This window comes from Candidatus Kapaibacterium sp. (assembly GCA_025059875.1).
Classification (GTDB): Bacteria; Bacteroidota; Ignavibacteria; order Kapaibacteriales; family HRBIN21; genus HRBIN21.
This window is the reverse complement of the sequence record JANXCT010000002.1, coordinates 74,156-96,821: the sequence shown is the minus strand read 5'-3', so window position 1 is coordinate 96,821 and position 22,666 is coordinate 74,156. Positions and strand designations below refer to the sequence as shown.

The following is a 22,666-nucleotide window of genomic DNA, read 5'->3' as shown; positions in this document are numbered from 1 at the left end:
CTGAGCTCTCTACGCAGTTCCAAGTGGAAACTCCCTAGGAGACCAGCTCACCTGCAGGTCCCCAGTAACGCGATGCGTAGGAAACGGTATTTCAATCCCTGCCGAGCGATATGCAACCAGGAGGCGCTTCAAGAATTCATGGCGTAAGAGATACTGGTCTTCTGCCTTCTCAGCACGTAAGATGACGAGCAGCCGGATACCATAGTCGGTGAACTCCTGAAGGCGAACGAGTGGCTGGAACTCCCTCACGGCGCCCTCGACCTCCTGCTGAACCCCACGTGCCACTTCTAAGGTCACCCTTTCGACGAGTTCCAGATCGCTGCCGTAAGCTACTTGAATCGGAACGGTCACCGAGAGTTCCGGCTCTGGGACTCGGTAGTTGACGAGCACAGCATTGGCAAGGCGACTATTCGGGATGATCACCACGTTGTTGCCTAATGTTCGGATCGTGGTGTTGCGCCAGTTGACGTCTTCCACTACCCCTTCATGCCCAGTATCTAGCCGAACGAAATCACCTGGACGAACTTGTCGGGCTGCTAATATGTGAAGCCCAGCGAAGAGGTTGGAGAGCGTGTCCTGCAGTGCTAAGGCTAACGCTAGTCCACCAATTCCGAGTGCTGTTAGCAACGGTGCAATCGGGATCCCAAGTACCTGGAGCACAATTAGAGCTGCAACGATAATGATCCCCAGGCGTACAACGTTGACCAGGATGGAAACAGCTGGCAATCCACTGTCGGTAGCATGGAGCCAATGGCGTACGGCACGAATCGCAAAGCGTAGCAACGCGACAGTAGCAATTCCAATGCCTGCTACTAAGAGGACCCTGTCCATGATCAGGATGAGCGATGCCGGTAACGTGATCCACCGGACAAGCCAGAAGACTGCGACGACTATGGTACTAGCAAACAGTGTCCTCCGAAGGGACTCTGCTATCGCATTTCCCCACCACCACTGTGTCCGTCGAGCCACTCCTTTAAGGAAGCGGTAGAGGATGAAATCGGCGATCCACCCACCTGCCGCTATTCCTATGGCCCCTAAAACGCTCAGAGCAGTCTGCTCTGTGGGATTCATCCAGAAACGGTGTGGAGGGACTCCTGGAAGTACGGATCACGGTACGCGACAGCAGGAACACGCTGCATCTGGCGGGCAACTAAAAGGAGTGCAACGCCCAGCCATGCGGTGAGCACTCCTACTTCCTGCCATCCCCACCGTAGGCTTGGAGCGAATGCTGGCAGCACGATCCAGGCAATGTCAACGTAATGGCCAAGCAGCACGGCGATGGCCGCTGCTACGAGGATGCGAGGATTCCTCTTTGCATCCCGCCGTAGTAAGAGGACAAAGGGAAGGACGAAGCGTAATGCTGGCAAGAAAATGCCGAAGATCTGCCATGTCCCTTGCCCCATTCGCTTGAGAAAGTAGACCGTCTCTTCTGGCAGATTCCCGTACCAGATCAGCATGTACTGCGAGAAAGCGATGTATGCCCAGAAAATGCAGAACGCAAAGAGGAGCTTCCCTAAGTCGTGGTAGTGCTCGTCTGTCACGAAGTCTCGCAAATACCCCTGCTCCCGCAAAGCGACCACGAGAAGGATAACAGCAGAAAGAGTGGCCGTAAAGCTGGCCGCAAAGCTGTAAACGCCGAAGATAGTGCTGTACCAGTGCGGCTCAAGGGCCATCAGGAGATCAACCGAGGCGAAGGTAAAGGTCAAAGCATACACAAGTACCCAGAGGGCTGACCGTCGGAAGTTACGGAGTGTCGGGGTATAATCCCCTTCCGGAGCGAGGTCTTGGCGGAGAGAGTTCCCAATGACAGAGCAGTACATGAAGGCCCACGCAACTCCGTAGAGTATCAGTCGAGCAGCGAGGAAAGGTTCGTTGAGAAACCAACCCTTGCTAGCGATGATTGGATCGCCAGCATGGAGCTCGTGAATCCAGTGGAAGAAAAGACCAGGAGCGATAGCAAGAGGGAGCAGTCCTAAGAGCAAGAGAGGCAGGGGCGCTGCAACGAACTCTATGCTTCGGCGTACCGTTGCGCTCCACCCTGCCCTCACTAAGAAGAGCAGAGCGCTTAGGAGGGTAGCCGTAACTGCGATACTGAGGACGTAGAAGAATCCGAGAATGTAGCTCGGTGCCAACCGCTCGGGTGTTAGTACCGCAGTAAACGCAGTTCCCAACAGTCCGATGACCAAGAGGACTGTACCTATGCGCTGCAGAGTCTGCACGAATCGACTCCCTTGGAGACTCGGCACTTCGTAAACGAATGGGTGGCTGCCCATTGCTGGTTCGTTCCTCTAACTCACTGATGCTGTGGTGCAGGTACTGACAGCTGGGCAGCGGAAGCACCGCTGGCCGTCCGCTGGAGCTGGCGGATGTAGTAGACAATCGCCCAGCGCTCTGGCTCGGCGAGCTTGCTCGCATAGGAGGGCATAATGTTTTGCCCAGCACTGATGACATGGAAGATACGAGCATCGCTGTATGCTTGTGCTTGCGGGCGGGTTAGGTCCGGTGGAGCTACGAAGCCACGCTGGACGACAGGTCCGTTCCCTTTCCCATCCACGCCGTGGCATGGACTGCAGAAAATGTCATAGCGGTTGCGGCCGTACGCAAGGACATAGTCGTTCACCGGGAATGGAGCCTGCGGGAAGAGCTCTTCCGCTTTCGTGACATCGGCCTGTCCTAGCGGATAGGATCGTGCATCTCGGGGGACAGTGTGCTCAGGTGGTATGCGGAAGGAGCTACGATCTGCAAAGAAGCGAGAGGCCTCCAACGGGTCAACGCGGAATTGGTCATCCATATCAGAGATGATTTGCAGTGGCGGGTGTTCCGAAAACCATGTCTTCTGACCCGAAAAGACAAGAATCCAGAACCCCACGAAAGCAATGCCTACGATGCCGATCGGGATGTACCACCACCGAATCCGACGGAACGCTTCCATCGCACTACGCCTCGACTAAGCGCACACTCTCTGCTCCAAGACGCTCTAAGAGCGCTCGGGTCTCCTCTATGGAGAACAGCGGGTCACGACTCTCTATACTCACAACGAACGTGTCGTCCGTTGCAGCCCGGAAGCCAGCATCATGCTGGTAGTCCGAGTACCAGCGAGGTAGCCGGCACAACCAGAGGAAGCCAATGACTGTGGCAAATGCCGTAAAGAGGACGGTTAGCTCAAAGTTGACCGGAACGGAGAATTCCCATGCAAAAAAGGGCTTCCCACCGATGTTGAGGGGGTAGTCAACGGCGCCAGTCCACCACTGCAGTAAGAGGGCTGTTCCTAAACCAGCCAACCCACCAAACAGAGAAATGTAAGATAGCCGACTACGCTGCAATCCCATTGCCTGCTCCAGCCCGTGGATAGGATACGGCGTGTAGACCTCAAAGTGCCGGTAGCCTGCCTTGCGGATCTCTACCACGGCTTGTAGCAGGGCATCAGGGTCCTTGTAGTTCCCCATGACGGCTAGAGGTTTGGGCTTCGCTACCATTCGTAGCCTAAGCAGCTACTGGTACATGGTGCTGAGGCTGTGACCGAGGGAGTATGGCCTTGACTTCCGAGATGGCAATGATGGGGACATACTTCGCAAACAGCAAGAAGAGCGTGAAGAAGATGCCCAACGTCCCAACGTAGATGGACACCTCCACCCAGGTCGGCGCGTAGTACCCCCAGCTGGCCGGCAGGAAGTCGTGGTGGAGTGAGGAGACGATGATGACAAAGCGCTCAAACCACATCCCGATGTTCACAAGGATGGAGGCGATGAAGGTAACGACGATGTTCCGCCGGAGGCGCCGCGACCAGAAGAGCTGGGGAACAGCGACGTTGCAGAATACCATCGCCCAGTATGCCCACCCATATGGACCGAAGGCGCGGTTGAGGAAGACATACCGCTCATACTCGTTACCGCTATACATCGCGACGAAGAACTCCATTGCGTAGGCGTAGCCTACCATCATGCCGGTGGCGAGGAGGATTCGGTTCATGTTATCAATGTGCTTCAGCGTGATGAAGTCCTGTAGATTCAGGACCCAGCGGGCGATCAACACCAGGGTGAGCACCATTGCAAATCCGGAAAAGATAGCGCCAGCAACAAAGTACGGTGGAAAGATCGTGGTGTGCCACCCCGGCAAGATGGAGACGGCGAAATCGAACGATACGACGCTGTGGACGGAGAGGACTAGCGGTGTAGAGATAGCTGCCAAGATGAGGTATGCAATCTCGTAGTGCTGCCAATGGCGAGCTGCTCCAACCCACCCGAGGCTGAAGAAGGAGTAGATCGCCTTCGGCAAGCGACGCTGCACGAAGTTCCGAACTGTAGCCAGATCTGGCAATAGCCCGAGGTACCAAAAGAGAATGGACACCGTCAAGTATGTAGACACTGCAAACACGTCCCAGATTAGGGGCGAGCGAAAGTTCACCCACATGTACATCTGGTTAGGATATGGGAGCAGCCAGTAGGCAAACCATGGTCGGCCAAGATGGATGAGGGGGAATAACCCAGCACAGATGACGGCAAAGATGGTCATCGCCTCGGCAGAGCGGTTGATGGCCGTACGCCAGCGCTGGCGGAAGAGGTGAAGGATGGCCGAAATGAGGGTACCGGCATGACCAATACCGATCCACCAGACGAAGTTCGTGATGTCCCACCCCCATGCTACGGGGTTATTGAGCCCCCAGACACCGATGCCCGTTGCAATCGTATACCCAATGCAGAAGATTCCCCAGGCAGCGGCTAGCCCCGTAATCGATAGTGTGAGCCAATACTTCCAGGTAGGCGGTCGCTCTATGATCCCAGCGATTTTCTCCGTTACATCGTGGAGGGTCGGGTTCCCAAGGACTAGGCTCTCCCGTAAGGGTTCATGGTCAACCCTTGGAGTAGTCTCTACAGCGATCTGTGCCATGCTATGCTGTTCTGACTTGGGAGACTTCCTCTGGCTGCACGTTCCACACCTTTGCAAGGTAGGTTACGGATGGACGCACGTTAAGCTCCTCTAACACGTGGTATCCACGATCATTCAGCCGCAGCTGAGCAACTTTGCTCTGCGGGTCGTTCATATCTCCGAAGATGATCGCTCCTGCAGGACATGCTTGCTGACAGGCTGTGAGGACTTCACCATCCCGGACACGCTCTCGTCCCTCATCTTTCGCATGGTATTTTGCCTCGTTGATGCGCTGGACGCAGAAGGTACACTTCTCCATAATGCCACGCATGCGCACAGTGACGTCGGGATTGAAGAGCATCTCCTTCGGTGGTCGCCGGTCGGTATGGTAATCCAGGAAGTTGAAGCGACGCACCTTGTAGGGGCAATTGTTCAAGCAGTACCGAGTACCAACGCAGCGGTTGTAGGTCATCTCATTGAGCCCCTCTGGACTGTGAGTAGTTGCGGCTACGGGGCAAACATTTTCGCAGGGGGCATTCTCGCAGTGTTGACACAGCATCGGCTGATGCACCACCCATGGGGCGTCTGGGGAGCCAAGGTAGTACCGGTCTATCCGGATCCAATGCATCTCCCTCCCCCGCCGGACTTCCTCTTTGCCAACTGTCGGAATGTTGTTCTCTGCCTGACAGGCAATGATGCAGGCCCCACAACCGGTGCAAGTATTCATGTCGATCACCATCCCCCACCGGTGGCCCTTGTACTCATATGGAGGCACAATTGTTAGTGGAATGCGATACCGGCCGTCCGGTGAGGGGTAGCCTGGAAACTTCGGCTCCTCAAAGCGTGGGCCCTCTGGGGACTGGTACTCAGCCAACGTCGTTACTCGGACAATTGGGCGTCCATAGAGTCGAGCATGGTGCTGGGTCGTTGCCAGGGGGTATCGCTCTCTCAGTGGCTCAAGGCTCACCACGACATAGCTTAACCTCCCTTGCGGCAAGAGCGGATACGTGTTCTGGCCAACTCCTCTAAGTACCTCCCCACCCTCCCGGCGTCCATAGCCGAGCTGCGTTAGGATGACCCCATCTGCCATACCTGGCTGAACCCAGACTGGGAGCTTGATGCTGACATCTCCCACGCGAAGCTGAACAACGTCCTCCGTTGAAAGGCCGAGTCGATATGCCGTTCCAGGGCTCATCGCAGCAACGTTGTCCCACACGAGCTTAGAGACTGGGTCAGGCAGCTCCTGCAGCCAGGCGCAGTTAGCGAAGGAGCCGTCGTAAATCCCGTAGGCCGGCAAGGCGATAGCAAGCAGCCCTTCCCGGCTAAGTCCCGATGGACTAATAGCCGCTGCCAGCGCTGCTGCCGAAAAGCGGAGCGTTGGCACAGGCCGCCGCGGCGGTACAAAGACCCCCTCACGTAGGATGTTCTCCCACTGCGCATCCGTAACGCCGTAGTTCGATTGCCAGCGCTGACGCAGGAAATCGTAGTAGCTCTTCACCCCAGCAAAGGCCGAGGTGTCCAGTTGCTGAGCCAGGAGGATGAGGACATCCTGTATCGACCCAATCCCCTCGTTGAGGGGAGCTATTAGCGGCTGCTGGACACTCAGGCTGCCATCCGCAGCCATGACATCCCCCCACGATTCTAAGGGGTGTGCGACCGGGATGTGGATCCAGCAGTTAGCTGCCGTCTCGTCGTGGTAGAGTGACAGTGCAATCCGCCATGGTACTGTGGCAATTAGACGCTGGAGTTCCCAGTCAGCGCTGTACTCTGGGTTAACGTTCGCGAAGAGGAGTGCACCGACACGCCCTTCACGCAAATCTTGCCGGAAGCGTGTTAGCTCGGACTCTTTCGGAAAGCTGTTAGGCAGTGTGTAGGCAGGATCGAGCACCTTCCCCTCTCCCACACTGCCCAGAGCAGTATTGATTGCCAGTGCTAAAGCGTGAACTGTCCGCGGCAAATGCGCACCTACCAGGACAACAGCTCGCTCGCCAGAACGAAGGAGCTCTTGGGCTATCTGCTGTGCCTTCTCTGCATAAGCAGCAGGGATTCGGGAAGCAGCCTGACGCACAGGTTCAGGGACTGGCCGAGAGAGAGCAAGCTCTAGGAGGATAGATGCCAAAAAGCCTTCAAACGCAGCCGGATGCATCCGGAGCCGAGAGTCTGCATTCGTGCCCGTCAGGGTCATCAGTGCCTCGACAGCTACGAGGCGGTTCATGGTGTCCTGTCGAGACTGCAGCCGTCGCCGCTGGGCGAAGTTGTGCGTGTGCCATACTGCATAGCGGTCAATCCCTAGAAAGTCGGCCTCTACGCTCAGGATGTAATCAGCCCGACCCAAGTGCGGAACGAACTCTGCAGGGATACCTAACACCTCCGCGTTGAGGGCCGCAGCTGTGTCAGCCAGGAAGCTTGGGAGCACGACAACTCGCAGCCATGAGAAGCGGCGCTGGAGCTCCTGTAGCAGTGCATCGTAGCTTGGCGAGCAGTGCTCTTCAATGCAGAGGTAGCACAGCTTCCCTTGCTGCTGGACCTGCTGGAGCTTCTCGGCTATCGCTTGCAGAGCGGCCTTCAGAGGAGTGGAGCGCTGCTTACCCATCCGAACTCGGCGAATTCGGTCAGGATCGTAGAGGGTATAGAGCAGCGCCTGTGCATAAGCGGAGGAAGCTCCCAGACTCATCGGATGACGCTCGTTACCTTCAAGTTTGATGGGCCGACCTTCGCGGCACTTTGCTACCAGCCCATAGGCAGCGTTCTTGTGCTGGAAAGCGGTTGCGTAGAACAGTGGTAGGCCAGGGATCTGGTATTCGGGAGCTGCTACTGCCGGGACGAGTTTGTGGTCAGGACGACGGCATCCAGCAGCAATCGCTGCCATCGCTGTCCCGAGTGAAGCCAGCTTTAGGAACTGGCGGCGACTGACTCCCGCTTCCGGCAACGGCTCCGGCAGCTCTTCCCATGGATCGGACGGTGACAGTTCTGTGAAGTCCTGAAGGCTCCGCCAAAGGTGCTGCTGCATTGAGCAGGTCCTCGCAGTTGCCCTACATCAGTAATGGCAAGCTGAACAATTCTCAGGGCCACGTCCCGGTAGTTTGGGTGTGGGCACTCCAGGAATGACCTGCGCTGGTACTGGCGTCTGCCACATCCCGTACGGCGGGTTAGTGACCGGCCGGCTCTCAGCAAGCTTTACCTTCCTCACAGGCTGCTTTTGTTCGGGGAGTCCTGTGAAGATACCGGAGATGGGACGTGCCGGGATGATGTGCTTCTCGGGATTGCGATGGCAATCCAGGCACCATCCCATGCTGAGCGGTGCCACTTGCGAAACGACCCCCATGCGTTCAACAGGTCCGTGGCAGGAGGCGCAATCGATTCCTGCCCGAATGTGCCGGGCATGGTTGAAGTGGACGTAGTCTGGCAGCTTATGGACACGGCGCCACTCGATTGGCTTCCCTGTCTCGTAAGCTTCTCGCACGAGAGCTAGCTTCGGACTCTCCGCCCTGACGACAGTATGGCATCCCATGCATGAGCTTGCTGTGGGGATGGGCGAGACCGCCGAACGCTCTACTCCAGCATGGCAGTAAATGCATTTGATTCCCAATTCGCCAACGTGCAGCTTGTGCGAGAATGGCACGGGCTGTTGCGGCCGGTAGCCAACGTCGGTTACGCGGTTGTGCATGCCGAAGTACGTCACAACTGCTGCCGTTAGCACAGTACCGGCGGTACCGAGGATGATGTGCTTGATTCGGCGGTCAACGCTTGGCGTAAACATCGTCCATCACCATTGAGCCCGACATCGTCATGCAGACGCCGGAAACAAGTGGTAGAGCATCAGGTAGATGAGCACGCCTGTAACGGAGACATAGAGCCAAATCGGGAAGGTCCATCGAGCAATCGCACGATGGCGACGGAGGTCGTTTCGCACTGCCCGCCACAGCGTTATGATAGCCAATGCCGGCACACTGGCTGCTAGAACGGAGTGCGAAATTAGGACGCTATAGTAGACCGCACGCCACAGCCCTGTTCCGCCGAACGGCGTAATGACGTGGGTGCTGAAATGGTACACCAAATACGACACCAGGAAGAGGATCGAAACGACGAAAGCTGATACCATCAAAGCGCGGTGGTACACTACCTGCCGGCGAGCGATAGCCCACCGGCCCAACAGCAGACAAATCGCTGCAGTTCCGTTGAGTGCTGCGTTAATCGTTGGGAGCAGCTCAATGACGGCCATCGCTTCAGGTCCCCTGCTCTTTCATCTGCGCAAGTAGCTGTCGGATAGCTGCCTCCAATTGCTTATGTCCCGACCCATCCACTCCCGAGAAGAAGCCGCGCACCATCCCATGATGGTCCACGAGAATCAGACGGGTACTGTGGAGGTCGGGATTGCCGACACTAGCTGGTACACGGAATCCCTTTGTAGCGAGCCACTCTGTGCTGTCGGGTCTCATCCAGAGGAAGTCCCACCGTCCAGGTTTGGCACCGTAGCGCTCAGCGTAGTACTTGAGCACCTGCGGCGTATCGCGCTGGGGATCGACGGTAACGGAGACGAACCGTACCGAGGGTTCTTCAGCAAAGATCGAGTGCAAGACGCTCAAGCGAGAGTTCATGATTGGGCAGGGACCCGTACACGAAGTGAAGAAGAACGAGACGACGTAGATGCTCCCTCGCAGCTCTTCTGAGCTGAAAGGCCGTCCTTCAGCCGTAGTAGCTGTGAAGCTTGGGGCCGGGAAATACTCTGGCAACTCCACTGGAATACGGGGTTCTTGGCGGGCACATGCCAAGAGCAACAGCGTTATAGGCACTGTCCAGACGAGCATCTCACGGCCGCGCTAGTAACGCTAGTGCAACGAACCCCAGCAGGTAGACATATGCACTCCGTAGGACTTGGCGGGCACGTTCAAAGCCTGGACTGCGCCAGAAGAGCGCAGCCATCCCAACGAGCCACCCACCAAGCACTGCCATTCCAGCAACGAACACAGGAGAGAGCCTGAGAGATATACCGCTCAGGACCCCTGAGCACAGGAGAGCAACCGAAGAGAGGAGAAGATACCACCCCATCCGATGCCCATCTTCTTGAGCCACGGCGGCTACCGGAAACCCAGCTTGGGCGTAGTCCTTGCGATAGAGCCACGAGAGGGCGAGGAAGTGGGGCAGCTGCCACCAGTACAGAACGAGGAAAACCAGCGCTGCCCCCAGTCCTACACCGGAAGCCGCAATCCAACCGCCGGCAGCCGGGAGCGCCCCAGGAATGGCCCCTATGAGGAGAGCATACGGACTGCGGCGCTTCATTGGGGTGTAGACCACGATGTACGCTACCACCGTCAGCGTCGCCAGCAGTAGGACAAGGAAGTCGATGAACAACAGGATTCCAAGCCCTAAGCCGCAGAGTATAGCTCCCCACAGAAGCCCTTGCCGAGGTGTAAGAATGCCCGCTGGGATTGGGCGATTCCGTGTCCTGGGCATTAACTGGTCGGTTGTCCACTCAACAGAGTGGTTCAACGCTGCACTCCCTGCACTGACTAGGATAGTCCCCACGAGGGTGGCGACGAAACGAGCTGCGGCATCCCACGCCAGGAGGTCGTGGACTCCTCGCGGTAGCGCTAAGATGTAGCCGGCTACCATACTGAGGGCTACCGTTGCCGTCACTCTGGGCTTCGTCAGCGCGTAGTAGGCCCACAGCTTCGTTTCCTTCTTCACTGCCCTTGCAGACTCAGCCACCGCCATCGCCATAGTTGGAAGAAGAGGGCTGTGTTCACTGCCCAGAGTGCCGTGCCAACGATGACGTGCAATGTCGTTGGAAACACAGCTCGATAGCTCCACACCAGCCAGCCACCCAGCAGAATCTGCCCAATGACTACAATGGCTCCACCCAGGGCAAGCCAGCGAACCCAGGCCGCCTGCCCCTTCTCCGACCAGAGGAGCCACCCCTGCAGGAGCATCGCTGCCGCAAGTACAAAGCCCAAGAGACGGTGCATGTAGTGAATGAGCACCTGCCCATTGAGGGCCGAAGTGGGAGGGAAGATTCCACCGAAGACAAGCGGAAAGTCGGGAATCGCAAGAGCGCTGTACGTATGCCGCGTCAGCGCCCCAAAGAGGATTTGTCCAAAGCTCAACAGCCAAACGAAGAGTGCGAACTTGGCGAGTGACTGTACCTTGTCCAGCGGCAGTGACGGGCTGCGATACCATCCTGCCTGTAGCCCAACAACCAGCAAGACCGTGCAGGCAAAGAAGCTCTGCGCCACCACGGCATGACTGGCAGAGAGCAGCGTCGGTAGGCGGTAGAGTACTGTCAAGCCTCCCAGAAGTCCCTGCAGCACCACCAGGACAAAGGCTACGAGGGCCACATTGCGTACCCACTGGTACCGTGGCTCCCGAATGAGAAGCCAACTCCAGAGGACAAGCACAAAGCTCATCAACCCGACGACAGCAGCTACCAAGCGGTGCGTGTGCTCATATAGGATGCCCCCCCGCCATTCGCTGATTGGGTAGAGGAACAGGTGCTGACCATACGTTGTCGGCCAGTCGGGGACGCTGAGCCCTGAGCCTGTACTGTTGACAAGTCCTCCCAGGCCAATGAGACCGAAGGTCATCAGCATCAGCGCTATGCTGAATTGCCGCAAACCCCGTGGTGGTACCTCAGCCGTGACTTGCAGGGAGAGTTCCATCGGTGCGGTGGACATTGATAGGGTCACAGAGGCTGCTTGAGTTCTGCCTCCGTATAGGGCTGGCTACGACCTTGTGTCTTCTGGCGGACTTCCCGTACCTGCTCTGCCGTGATTGGTGGGGCAGAATTCCCCCAGGCAGAGCGGGCGTAGCTCAAGACTGCCGCAATGTCCTCGTCGCTGAGCACAGTTCCCCACCCGCTCATAACACCATTGTAGACCTTCCCTTGACGCTCAATTCGGCCTTGGAACCCATGGAGTACGATGCGGATCGAAATCGTCGGATCCCCCTGGAGGAACTCTGAGCCAGCTAACGGCGGATAGACACCGGCGATCCCTTGGCCGTTCTGCTGATGGCATGAAGCACAGATCTGCCGATACACACCGGCTCCTTTGCTGTCCCCAGCCGCTATTGTCCCGGCTGTCTGCCCCGACGCTTGCTGTGTGGGCTCCTCAGATGGGCCATGGAAGACGGGATCATCTTCGTACCGTACGAAGAAGCCGCGGATGTTGCAGCCAGCGACTCCTATGAAGAGCAGCATACCGCTAATTCCAACTAGCCACTTTTTCATCGCTCCTCTACCCTGCAGGTGTGCGGCACGAAAATATCAAAACCAGTCTACTCCCTCGCTGCTACTCAGTCAGCACCTCGACTGCTCTCAAAGCTGGCACTCCCACATCTGTCCACGGTTGATGACCCATTTCGGCTTACCGCGGAGAGTCCAGCCCGCAAAGGGCGTGTTGCGCGCCTTGGAACAGAAGCGCTCGGGTGAGACGGTCCACTCTTCCTCCGGCGCGATGATGGTGAGATTCGCTTGCGCTCCCGGAGTGATTTCCGGGAGTGGCAGCCCTAAGAGCTGCCTCGGCGCTATGGCCATCACCTGCACGAAGCGCTCGTAGCTCAGGATGCCTGTGTGTACAAGGTGCGTCAGAACGACGCCAACAGCGGTCTCGAGTCCGATGACTCCGTGAGGGGCTGCTTCAAACTCTTGCTGTTTCTCGTAGGTGGCATGTGGGGCATGGTCGGTGGCGATGCAGTCGATCGTACCATCGGCCAGCGCTTCCCGAAGGGCGTCAACATCGGCCTGGGTGCGCAGTGGTGGGTTCATCTTCGCATTCGTGTCGTAATCACCGACTGCCTCCTCTGTCAGGACAAGGTGGTGTGGAGTGACCTCGCAGCTTACTTGCACGCCCCGACGCTTCGCCTCCCGAATGAGGGCAACAGCTCCGCGCGTGCTCACATGCTGTACGTGGTACCGGGCCTGACAGTAAGCAGCCAACAGGAGGTCTCGGGCAATGGCTATTTCCTCGGCAACGGCTGGATATCCTTTGAGTCCGAGACGGGTTGCAACGACGCCATCATTGACGGCAAACCCCTCCGTAAGGGTTGGCTCCTGACAGTGCTGGGCGACGAGCCCATTGAAAGAGCTCACTAAACGGAATGCGCGTCGTAATAGCTCTGCATTGGAGAGCCAGGTGCCGTCATCGGAGAACATCACTGCGCCAGCAGCGTGAAGCTCCAGCAGCGGAGCTAACTCTTGCCCGCTCCGACCGCGAGTGAGGGCCGCACAACAGACAAGGTCCACGGGAGCATCGTACGGCGTAGCCAACACTGCCTTCAGGACCACGGGATGATCAATTGCTGGCTCGGTATTTGGCATGCAGCAGATCCCGGTGAAGCCTCCATTGGCCGCCGCGGCTGTTCCAGAGGCAATGTCCTCCTTGTGGGTCTGCCCTGGCTCACGCAGATGGACGTGCATGTCGAAGAGCCCAGGGACGGCAAGGAGATGGGAGGCTGGTATCCGCTGTGTCGTCGGCTCTACAACGATCGGCTCATGACTCAATGCAACGATACGGCCATCCTTGAGCCACAGGGAGAAACGGCCATCCAATGCTTGCGCTGGATTGAGGACTCGAATGCCCTCAAAGAGCACGTTCATGATCCGCAACGGTGTCAAGTCGACGGAGAAACGTGCGGCGGTGAAGGCTGCAGGGGCCGTAACGGCGGAGTGCTGTCCAGTGAGCCGGGGTTCCGTATCCCTTGTGCTGGGCGAAGCCATAGACGGGGTACCGAAGGTCAGCAACCTCAACCATCCAGCGATCCCGGGCAACCTTGGCTACGATAGAAGCGGCAGCAATCGATAGACAGCGACGGTCCCCATCCACAATAGCGCAGCCTGGTAGCTCTACGTCGGGGAAGACGGGACCATCCACGAAGACGTAGTCCGGGACCACTCGGAGTCCGTAGAGTGCCTGCCCCATCGCCAAGAGCGTTGCCTGGAAAATGCCAAGCGTATCAACGACCTGCGGCTCAACCCACCCGAAGGCGTAGGCAACAGCACATTGCTCAAGATACGCAGCTACCCGCTGGCGTTGCTGAGGGGAAAGGAGCTTCGAATCACACACTGGGAGCGCCGAAACAAAGCCGATAGGCAGGACGATAGCCGCAGCTACGACGGGACCGGCGAGCGCTCCACGACCGACCTCATCAACGCCAGCAACATACTTTCCACGCTGCCACCACGGCTGCTCGTACTGGGGCGTGAGGCTACTTCGCGCCATACTCGGGCACTTCGATTGCAGCCAGGCGGAGGAATTCTTGCCGAAGCTCTGGATTTGTGGCGAGCTCACCGCGCCATGCTGCCGTCACCATAATCGCCTGCTCCTCGTCTCCTTCGACACCCCGTAGGATCATGCAGTAGTGGCGGCAGGCTAAGATGACTCCAAGGGCCTTTGGGCGCAACCGATCCTGGAGGAAGTCCGCGATCTGCTCCGTCAGCTCTTCCTGGACCTGCCCACGCCGGCTGAACCACTCCACAACCCGGTTGAGCTTCGACAGCCCGATGATGTACTCGTCGGGCACGTAGCCGATCACGCACTGCCCGATGATAGGCTGCCAGTGGTGGGAACAGACCGAGCGGACGTCTATTCCACGACTCATGACTATGCCGCTGACCTGCCGCCGATTCGGGAAGACCGTACATCGTGGTGGCGGCTCATACCGGCCCCGGAAGAGCTCTCGCACCCACATTCGGGCTAGCCGCTTCGGAGTGTCAGCACTGTTAGGGTCGCTGGGATCAATCCGCAGGATGCGCAGAATGTCGGCAAACTTCCGCTCTAGCTCCTGCTCCATCTGCTGAAGCTCTTCCACCGTTAAGCGGAGATTCCCATTCGCGTCGGCTAAGGAGGGCTGGGATACAGCCGCTATCTGCCCATTCGTTTGCATCACGCCCTATCCATCCGCTGACAGGCTATGGGACATGACCTGGGTAGGGTTCCACGGAGTCGGCTCGCCACGGTACTCCGCGTAGTTGTTATCAGACTCGTAAACGCGAACAGCATAGAGCTGCCCTTGCGGAATTTTCCCTTGGAGGACACGCCAGAAGGCAATCGCAAGATTCTCCACCGTGGGATTGATGCCACGGAGGAAGTCCACGTCGTAGTTGAGGTGCTTGTGGTCCACCTTGCTGATGATCTCTGCCTCCAGCACCTGCGCTAGCAGCTTCAGGTCAATGACATAGCCAGTCTCCGGGTCCGGCATACCGGCCACGGTAACCTCTACCACGTAGTTGTGTCCATGGCCGTTCGGGTTAGCACACTTTCCGAAGACCTCGCGATTCTGCTCATCTGACCACTGCGGGTTGTAGAGCCGGTGTGCTGCGGAAAAGGTTGCTCGACGCGTGACATAGACCATTGGCTGCGGGCAGTTGGCTAGCGTTCTAAGAAACTGCGCTCTGTACCTTCGGCTGCAACGCAATAGCCGGGGACAAAAATCGTAAAAACTCCAAACTCCGCAGCAGAAGCTTACGATGGCTGTCCGGAGCCAAGCATTTGCAGTGGCCCTCTGCATACTCCTCCTCTGCATGCTCCTCCTGAGTTGTGCAACACCGCGCTCCGGCGTTACCCCTCTGAGCAAAAGCGAGCTCTCAGCGATGCTGAAGCGACTCCATACATGGCAACAGCCGAATGCCCTAGTGGTGACGCTGTCGGCAGACCTCTTGCTGCCACGGACACCTTTGCCGGTTCGATGTCAGATAGAGGTTGCTGGCTCTGACTCCCTCTGGGCAGAGCTGTGGGGGCCTTTTGGCGTCGCTGTAGGACAGTTGCGCTTGACGGTATCGGAGATGCAGTACTACGATGCCCTCCGGAACGTGCTCCTCCGAGGAAGACCAACTCCGCAGGCCGTCGAGCGCGTGCTTGGACTCGCTCTTCCACCGTCGGTGCTGTTCACTCTCTTACGGCCTGAGGTCTCCCTGCCAGAAAGGTTGGGATCGGCTGCTTGGGAAGAGGACAAACAGCAGCTGAAGCTCTGCGATACAGCCGGTAGCTGCTGGACCTTTCGGTCTCTGGACTTAAGGCTACTTTCCTACGAGGCTGAGCTTCCCGCGGGGCGACTCCAAGTAGAGTATAGCGGTCAGCACCATTCCCTACCAAGCTACCCGGAGCGACTGCGTATTGCGATGGCCGGGATCAACCTCGTGCTTGTAGTCCGCGACGTTGCTTACCATTCTACCCCGTCGCGCCCATATAGCCTGCATATTCCGACCAATGCGGCCCGGATTGAACTTGAGTAAGCTGCTGTGGTGGCTGCTGGGCTTCTGCACAGCCGGCACTGTAGCCCTACCACAGCTTCAAATCCGCACACAACCGAAGTCTCCAGAAGTCGAGAGACAGGGTGACACAAGCCTTACCCTACCCCAACCGACATTTCCTGTACAGTTTCCCGATACTACTGCCTCTGCGGAGCCACGGCCTGCCTCTGAACCGCGGCGGAACCGCAACCTTGACACAGTTGTCGTCTTCTCGGCGAACGACACCCTGCTTTATGTAGCTGCGGAACAGCGGCTCCGCCTTCGTGGAAAGGCCAGGCTGGTGCTTCGCCAACAGGAGCTTACAGCCGAAGTCGTAGAGCTATGGCTTCCCCGGTCAGAACTAACGGCGGCAGGAGTCCCTGACTCTTCTGGAAAGCCTCAAGGAACTCCCATCTTTCGCGACGGCGACCAGGTCTACAAGGGCGAACAAATCCGGTACAGCTTCCAAACCCGGCGCGGAGTTGTCGTAGGGGTCTCAACCCACCTCGGCGAAGGCTACTATGCTGGGGAACGCCTCAAGCAGGTGGAGCCTGGCGTCTTCTTCGTGCAGGGAGGCTGCTATACCACCTGTGACCACGAGCGTCCGCACTACCGCTTCTGCGCACCACGCATGAAGGTCGTCACAGGTGACCGCATCTTTGCCGACCCCGTCATCGTGTACGTGGAGGACCTCCCCGTCTTCCTCTTCCCTTTCGGGCTCTTCTTCCCTAACCGCGGCGGACGGCAATCCGGCGTCCTCACGCCGTCGTTCTTCTTCTCAGCCACAGGCGGTTTGGTAGCGGAGGGCCTCGGCTACTTCTATGCCCCGAGCGACTACTGGGATATCCAGCTCCGAGCAACCCTCCGGACTCGTCAAGGGGCGTTAGGACATGTGCTCTTCCGGTATGCCCTTCGGGACTGGCTCCAAGGCTCAGCCGAGCTGAGTGGGGGCATAACCCGTCCTGACCTAGACGTACCTCTCCAGCGGCACTGGAACATCAACTGGCAGCACCGCCAGCGTATTACCCCAACTTGGGACCTCCAAGCCAACCTCCGTCTCAGTTCGCCGGACTACTTCCGGCAGGTCTCCACTGACCTCCAGCAGCGCCTCCTGGAGAGCTTGTTGTCAACACTCAGCAGCTCTTACCTCTTCGAGTCGGGCGCTTCCCTCTCGTTGACACTGCAGCGTGAGCAGAACCTCATCACTGGAGCACACGCTGGCACCCTCCCTCGGCTAACTCTGACGCTGCCTAGCTGGATGCCACTCCAGCGGTGGTATGCCGCTCCGGAATGGCTACGCCAACTGACCCTGGGCTACTCCATGGTTGCACGCTGGCAATATCAGCGCTCGGCAACTGGATACGCCCACCAGAGCTCCATTAGCCATACTCCGTCTCTCCGAGTCAGTCCCCGCCTGGGGTACTTCGTGTTCACTCCCAGCCTGAGCTATGAGGAGCGGTGGTACTTCCGCCAACTCCGCCAGAGGATGCGCCCGGAGGACTCCACCTTGGTCCAAGAGCGCCTGGCCGGGCTATTCCGGGAGTACAGCTACAGCATCGCCCTGGGCATCGGCACTCGTCTCTACGGGGTTGCAGACCTGCCCTCCATCATTGGGGCAGATGCTATCCGCCACGTCTTGCAGCCGACCGTGACTGTGTCCTTTACCCCTGGGTTCCCGCAGTTCTACTCCTCCTACGTTGACTATCGGACCGGTAGGGCCGTTACCTACAGCCGCTTTGCATTAGACGGTGGAGGCTTTGCCCCGCGTACTCGGTCTGCCCGCTTAGACTATCGCCTGCTCAACAGCTTCGAACTGCGCCTCCTCCCTGCTGCAGACACGGCTCCCCCTTCCGTCGTAGAGGTCTTCCGGCTTGCCATTGCTGGGGGATATGCTCCACTCGCTGATTCGCTGCGTTTGAGCGACGTCGCTCTGGATTTCTCCATTCCAGCACTCAAGCTCCTCAACCTTCAGGGAGGGGCGACTGGTAGCTTCTACGTCGAGGTTCCCTCCCCGGATGGCCGTCAGTGGTACCGTGTCAATCGCCTGCGGATCGCTGATGGCCGTTTCCCGGTGCGTTGGACTAGCTTCCGACTGCAAGCTGACTTCAGCCTCGCTGGAAGCTTCCCGCTGCCAGCCACGCCTACGCACGAGCCTAACGGTACTGATACGGCTGCATCGCCCTTCACGCTTCAGTGGCGGCTATCGCTCTCGGCTGCACTCCGATACGATGAGCCTGTCCCCAGCCAGAGGAGCCGTGCAGCAAACTTGGGAATCGGACTTGGGATTGTGCTCGGTGGCTGGGACATCCAGGCGAATGGTAACGTTGATGTGCTGGGAGGCCAACTCATTGCCCCAAGTATTGCTGTGGTTCGGCAGCTCCACTGCTGGGAGCTGCGCTTCCAGTGGTACCCGATAGGTACCTTCCGGGGGTATTGGCTCCGTTTCAGCCCGAAAGCGGCGATCCTCCGTGACCTGAAGTACGAGGAGAAAACCCTTCCTGGGCTGTGACCCTACTCCACCGTGCGGAACGAGAGCGTGAGCCAGGGAACGACCGACCACTGTTGGTCTCGGTCAGAGCGCCGCAGCTCGTACCATCCCATCGCTGTAAGGGTCCCGTAGGCCGTCTGAAGGACAACACGCGCCTGCGGCCCGAGGCCGTAGGAGCTTCGACTACCTTCTCCTCGATGCTCGCGGTACTCAGACACCAACAACCGGGCCCCTATCCCCCAGCTCTGTCGTCCCCTCCCCCAGACGAAGAGCAAACCTCCGCTCTGCTCCTGGACCTGCGCTTGCGGCTGTTCTGAAAATGCCTTCCACTGCAGGAGTCCAATTCGAGTAATTCGGCCAATGTAGCCCACCTCGGCTTCCCACTCTGCAGACAGCCGTATCCGGATGCTGTCACGGTAGCTCCATTGCCGTAGTGAGAGGTCGCGGAGGACAGTAGTGTAGTCGTAATCGCGGACAGTGTACGTAGCGCGAACTTCCCATGTCGGCTGCCACATGAGGCGTTCCGTTAGCCATTTCCCTTGCCAGCGCAGTGCAAGGGTATAGAGCCAGTGGTTCCATGCACTTCTTGGAGCCAGCAAGAAGACCAGGTGCCGGCCTTGGAATTCGACCGTAAGCGTCGTCGTGACTGCCTTACCCCAGGAGCGGCGATGGGTGAGGGCTGTGAAGAGATGCTGCTCGTCTCGGTCGTCCGTGTTCTGTGGACTTGGGGTGTCGTAGCGGAGTAGAGCGATAGAGCCTATCAGCAAGAGGCTGTCACGCTGGCTAAGCCCCAAGTGCGCCGAAGCAGCGAGGCGCACCCACAGGCTGGTGAAGTCCTTGAGTCTCTCCTGTTGTTGCTTCTGCAGGTCGCCAAGCTGCGTGAAGGAGCCCCGGATGCGGTATGCCTCTTCGCTGTACTGGAGTTCTGCTGTGGCGCGAACTGTCCCCAGAGGTAGCGACCAATCCAGCATGTTCTCTGCCTCTCCGCCCAGCCGAGTCTGCTCCTTCGGGGAGACTCCCGAAGCCCTCCCCAACCATGTATTGACGACACGCATACTCTGCATTCTCAGCCGTAACCGCCACCTCAGTGCTGGTAGAAGAGGCTCGTCGAGAATGAGGAACCCTCCGAAGTGTTGCTCACGGCGCCGTTGGAGCTCCTCAGGCTCAAGTCCTGGAATGTCATTCTGCATGAGGCGTGCGCTACCAGCAAAGAGCGTATCCCCATCCCCTCCTCTGCTGGCGATATGCGCTCGGACATCATAACGGCGCCGTTGGCCCTGGAATCGAGTTCCTTCGGCAGCAAGTTGTGCTTGTAGCCAAACTCCAGCTACTCCGTCCCAATGAAGCCGTGCGTACCCGCTCATTCCCCAGTCCGACCGAGAGAACTGGCGAAGTATCTCCCAACCTCCACCGCCGCCTACCTGCAATTTTGGGAGCGAGTGCAAGAAACCGACCGTAGCCCGCCAGCAGGCGCTTTCCGGATGGCCAGATAGGCGCGTGTCCCGCAGGTAGTACCACATTAGCTGAGACTCAAGCTGCCACGGAACGCCAAGCAGATAAGTGTACCGAATGCTCGCACCTACATCATCACGGAAGCTCGCTGAAGGCATACGCTCCCCAAGCGCACTATAGCTTAGCTTAGCCCAGAAGGAGTCGCGGCTGGAGAGGGAGAACGCAGTGAAGAAGCTTCCTGACCACGTCGCTGTTGGCTTCTGGTGGTGGAACTCCAGTTGTAGGCTATTCTGAGCAGCTGCAGTGCAGGCGAGGATGAGGGAGGTGAGGAGTTTGTTCGTGGTTGTTTTTGTGTTTTTGACTTTTTGTTTGGTTGGGGACTCTTGCAATAACGGCAAAATCTTGCACGACATCATGCAGCAGCGCGCTAGGCTATCTCACTGCCGCAGACGGGGATCCAACGCATCCCGCAAGGCATCCCCAATCAGGTTATATGCAGCCACAGTCAAGAAGATCAGGAGTCCCGGGAACAACACCAACCACCATGCAGAGATACTCCCCCGCGCCTTTGCCAGCATGGAGCCCCACGTCACAACCGTCGGAGGTACCCCAAACCCAAGGAAGCTCAGCGCAGACTCAACGAGCACTGCGTTAGCAATTCCGAAGGCCGCAGCAACGAGCACAGGAGCCAACGCGTTTGGGAGCACGTGACGGAAGATGATGCGCGCGGCAGAAAACCCCAGCGCACGTGCCGCTGTTACATACTCCAGAGTGCGGACCCGCAACACTTCTCCCCGAACAAACCGTGCAACCCCTGTCCAGCCCGTCAGTCCAATCATTGCCATAATGAGCCAGATGCTCCCCTGCTGGACCAGGGCCACAACCGTAATGATGAGGAAGAAGGTTGGGAGCGTGAGGACCAACTCAATGAGGCGCGAGAGGATGATATCCAGCACCCCACCGTAGTATCCAGCCAACGCCCCAACGAGGATACCAATCGCCAGTGCAATTCCCATGGCCACGAAGCCAATGGAAAGAGCGTATCGAGCACCGTGGATGATTCCGGCAAGCACGTCACGCCCTATCTCGTCGGTCCCGAGCCAATGCCGAGCCGAAGGGGCCCGATCGCGCAGGGTTCGCAAAGTCGGATCAGTCGTCTCCGGACGGTACGGAACAGGCGGCCACAGCGCCCAGTCATACTGAGCCGTACGCCAGTCGATCAGTTCCCCTCCTCCCTGGATCACCACCCCAAGCTGTACCGCGTACTGCTGCAGCACCGGGAACCAGAGCTGGCCACGATAGAGAGCAACGATTGGAACATCGTTGGCTAAAAAGTCCGCGAAGATGGCAACCGCAGCCAATGCACCAACGAAGTACAGGGATACCATCCCCAGCGTGTTCTTCCGAAACTGCCGCCACACCATCCGCCCATACGATTCACCCTGCTCAGGAACTGGCGACGATGGTTCCGCCGGCGATGATAATTCCGGGGGTGGAATCCGGAAGGTCTCGCTCATTCCGCTCTCCGCTCGAAGCTGATTCGCGGATCCACAACGGCATAGAGGATGTCCGCCAGCAGGATTCCTACGAGAGTAAGGATGGCCGACAGCGTAAAAACGGCCATGATCACAGGGTAATCCCGAGCAACCAAGGCCCGGAACGAAAGCTCACCCATCCCAGGAATGCTAAAGAGCGTTTCCACAATGACACTACCTCCGATGAGTGCAGGCAGTACCCCCGCCAGTATCGTGACGATCGGGATCAAGGAGTTTCGTAACGCATGCTTCCAGAGGGCAACCCCAGACGACACCCCTTTCGCATACGCTGTCCGAATGTAGTCCTGACGCAATACCTCCAGCATCGCGCTCCGCGTCTGCCGGGAGATGAAGGCGAAGCTGCTATATGTGTACACGAGCATCGGAAGGGTCAAATGCCAGGCATAATCAAGAATCCGTCGCCACAGGCTCCAATTCTCTGAATGGAAGACGGAACGAACTCCACCCGTGGGGAAGAGCGCTAAGTACTCAGGATTGCAGAGAAATGTGATCGCCAGCATCCCTACCCAGAAGGTAGGCAGCGAATACAACGCAAAGAGAACGAACGCAACTGCCCGATCCACCCAGCTGCCAGCCCGAGCTGCAGAGTAGACTCCTAACGGGATCGCGATGCCATACGCCAGCAATACTGCTAGCACGTTCATTGCTAGCGTGATGGGCAGTCGCTCGCCAATCTTCTCTAGCACAGGACGATTGTCCTGGAACGAGCGTCCAAAGTCCAAGCGGATGAGATCGCGCAGCCACAGAAGGTACTGCTGCCAGATCGGCTTATCCAAGTGCCACTGCTGACGTAGAAGTTCGAGAGTTCGCTCGTTGAGCCCCGTGCGTCCCGCAATTCCCCCTTCAGCAGTTACACCTACCTTGAGAGCTGCTGGATCCCCAGGAGCTAAGCGGCTGATTCCAAAGGTTAGCAGTGTGATGAGGAAGAGGGTCGGGATGAAGAGCAGCACCCGCTGTACCGCGTACTTCCACATGTCCCACTATACCCCTTTGCCGGCTACCGACCAAAATTACAACGGAGGCCATCTCGATAGCGAAGCCTGTAATTTTGTGCACCCGCTTAAGGTTACACGTCGTGAG

Annotated in this window: 21 protein-coding genes; 2 read left to right on the top strand and 19 right to left on the bottom strand. The window is 58.1% G+C overall.

The window, feature by feature from the left end; translation table 11 throughout:
• Positions 1 to 9: 9 nt before the first annotated feature.
• The 16 genes from NZ960_03065 to NZ960_02990 form a co-directional block, all read right to left on the bottom strand.
• On the bottom strand, positions 10 to 1,071 hold the full coding sequence (locus tag NZ960_03065; protein MCS7176596.1) for a mechanosensitive ion channel family protein: 1,062 nt from the start codon (positions 1,069 to 1,071) through the stop codon (positions 10 to 12).
• On the bottom strand, positions 1,068 to 2,273 hold the full coding sequence (locus NZ960_03060; GenBank protein MCS7176595.1) for a quinol:cytochrome C oxidoreductase: 1,206 nt from the start codon (positions 2,271 to 2,273) through the stop codon (positions 1,068 to 1,070). Before NZ960_03060 ends, NZ960_03065 begins: the two co-directional genes overlap by 4 nt.
• A 20-nt stretch (positions 2,274 to 2,293) precedes the next feature.
• Entirely contained in the window at positions 2,294 to 2,932 is a 639-nt protein-coding gene (locus tag NZ960_03055) for a cytochrome c (GenBank protein ID MCS7176594.1), read from the bottom strand.
• 4 nt (positions 2,933 to 2,936) lie between these two features.
• A complete protein-coding gene (locus tag NZ960_03050) occupies positions 2,937 to 3,476 on the bottom strand; it encodes a DUF3341 domain-containing protein (GenBank protein ID MCS7176593.1) in 540 nt (179 codons plus the stop codon).
• 7 nt (positions 3,477 to 3,483) lie between these two features.
• A complete protein-coding gene (gene nrfD, locus NZ960_03045; protein ID MCS7176592.1) occupies positions 3,484 to 4,887 on the bottom strand; it encodes a polysulfide reductase NrfD in 1,404 nt (467 codons plus the stop codon).
• A 1-nt stretch (position 4,888) separates the two neighbouring features.
• Positions 4,889 to 7,876, bottom strand: a complete 2,988-nt coding sequence (locus tag NZ960_03040) for a Fe-S-cluster-containing hydrogenase (GenBank protein ID MCS7176591.1) — start codon at positions 7,874 to 7,876, stop codon at positions 4,889 to 4,891.
• A gap of 27 nt (positions 7,877 to 7,903) precedes the next feature.
• Positions 7,904 to 8,626: a cytochrome c family protein gene (locus NZ960_03035; GenBank protein ID MCS7176590.1), complete on the bottom strand. Its 723-nt coding sequence runs from the start codon at positions 8,624 to 8,626 to the stop codon at positions 7,904 to 7,906.
• A gap of 27 nt (positions 8,627 to 8,653) precedes the next feature.
• Positions 8,654 to 9,088, bottom strand: a complete 435-nt coding sequence (locus tag NZ960_03030) for a DUF420 domain-containing protein (protein MCS7176589.1) — start codon at positions 9,086 to 9,088, stop codon at positions 8,654 to 8,656.
• Between the two features lie 4 nt (positions 9,089 to 9,092).
• The gene (locus tag NZ960_03025; protein ID MCS7176588.1) at positions 9,093 to 9,674 is read right to left on the bottom strand and encodes an SCO family protein; all 582 of its coding nucleotides are present in this window, start codon (positions 9,672 to 9,674) and stop codon (positions 9,093 to 9,095) included.
• Between the two features lies 1 nt (position 9,675).
• Positions 9,676 to 10,554: a protoheme IX farnesyltransferase gene (locus NZ960_03020; GenBank protein MCS7176587.1), complete on the bottom strand. Its 879-nt coding sequence runs from the start codon at positions 10,552 to 10,554 to the stop codon at positions 9,676 to 9,678.
• On the bottom strand, positions 10,551 to 11,522 hold the full coding sequence (locus NZ960_03015) for a COX15/CtaA family protein (GenBank protein ID MCS7176586.1): 972 nt from the start codon (positions 11,520 to 11,522) through the stop codon (positions 10,551 to 10,553). Before NZ960_03015 ends, NZ960_03020 begins: the two co-directional genes overlap by 4 nt.
• A gap of 23 nt (positions 11,523 to 11,545) precedes the next feature.
• A complete protein-coding gene (locus NZ960_03010) occupies positions 11,546 to 12,091 on the bottom strand; it encodes a c-type cytochrome (protein ID MCS7176585.1) in 546 nt (181 codons plus the stop codon).
• Between the two features lie 87 nt (positions 12,092 to 12,178).
• Positions 12,179 to 13,459, bottom strand: coding sequence for a dihydroorotase (locus NZ960_03005; protein MCS7176584.1), 1,281 nt, complete (start codon positions 13,457 to 13,459; stop codon positions 12,179 to 12,181).
• Positions 13,443 to 14,081 carry a ribonuclease HII gene (locus NZ960_03000; protein MCS7176583.1) on the bottom strand — a complete coding sequence of 213 codons (639 nt, stop codon included), beginning with the start codon at positions 14,079 to 14,081 and terminating at the stop codon, positions 13,443 to 13,445. Before NZ960_03000 ends, NZ960_03005 begins: the two co-directional genes overlap by 17 nt.
• A complete protein-coding gene (locus tag NZ960_02995; protein ID MCS7176582.1) occupies positions 14,068 to 14,745 on the bottom strand; it encodes a GTP cyclohydrolase I in 678 nt (225 codons plus the stop codon). Before NZ960_02995 ends, NZ960_03000 begins: the two co-directional genes overlap by 14 nt.
• Before the next feature lie 6 nt (positions 14,746 to 14,751).
• Positions 14,752 to 15,213 carry a 6-carboxytetrahydropterin synthase gene (locus NZ960_02990; GenBank protein ID MCS7176581.1) on the bottom strand — a complete coding sequence of 154 codons (462 nt, stop codon included), beginning with the start codon at positions 15,211 to 15,213 and terminating at the stop codon, positions 14,752 to 14,754.
• A 115-nt stretch (positions 15,214 to 15,328) separates the two neighbouring features.
• Between NZ960_02990 and NZ960_02985 the strand changes: the two genes are divergently transcribed.
• Entirely contained in the window at positions 15,329 to 16,093 is a 765-nt protein-coding gene (locus NZ960_02985) for a DUF4292 domain-containing protein (protein ID MCS7176580.1), read from the top strand.
• A complete protein-coding gene (locus NZ960_02980) occupies positions 16,080 to 18,599 on the top strand; it encodes a putative LPS assembly protein LptD (GenBank protein ID MCS7176579.1) in 2,520 nt (839 codons plus the stop codon). The genes NZ960_02985 and NZ960_02980 overlap by 14 nt, the downstream gene beginning before the upstream one ends.
• 2 nt (positions 18,600 to 18,601) lie before the next feature.
• Here the strand turns inward: NZ960_02980 and NZ960_02975 are convergent, their stop codons facing one another.
• The 3 genes from NZ960_02975 to NZ960_02965 all read right to left on the bottom strand — a co-directional run bounded on the left by NZ960_02975 (position 18,602) and on the right by NZ960_02965 (position 22,560).
• Positions 18,602 to 19,942: a hypothetical protein gene (locus tag NZ960_02975; protein ID MCS7176578.1), complete on the bottom strand. Its 1,341-nt coding sequence runs from the start codon at positions 19,940 to 19,942 to the stop codon at positions 18,602 to 18,604.
• 525 nt (positions 19,943 to 20,467) lie between these two features.
• On the bottom strand, positions 20,468 to 21,547 hold the full coding sequence (locus NZ960_02970) for an ABC transporter permease (GenBank protein ID MCS7176577.1): 1,080 nt from the start codon (positions 21,545 to 21,547) through the stop codon (positions 20,468 to 20,470).
• Positions 21,544 to 22,560 (bottom strand): ABC transporter permease, encoded by a 1,017-nt coding sequence (locus tag NZ960_02965; GenBank protein ID MCS7176576.1) that lies wholly within the window; start codon positions 22,558 to 22,560, stop codon positions 21,544 to 21,546. Before NZ960_02965 ends, NZ960_02970 begins: the two co-directional genes overlap by 4 nt.
• Between the last annotated feature and the right edge of the window lie 106 nt (positions 22,561 to 22,666).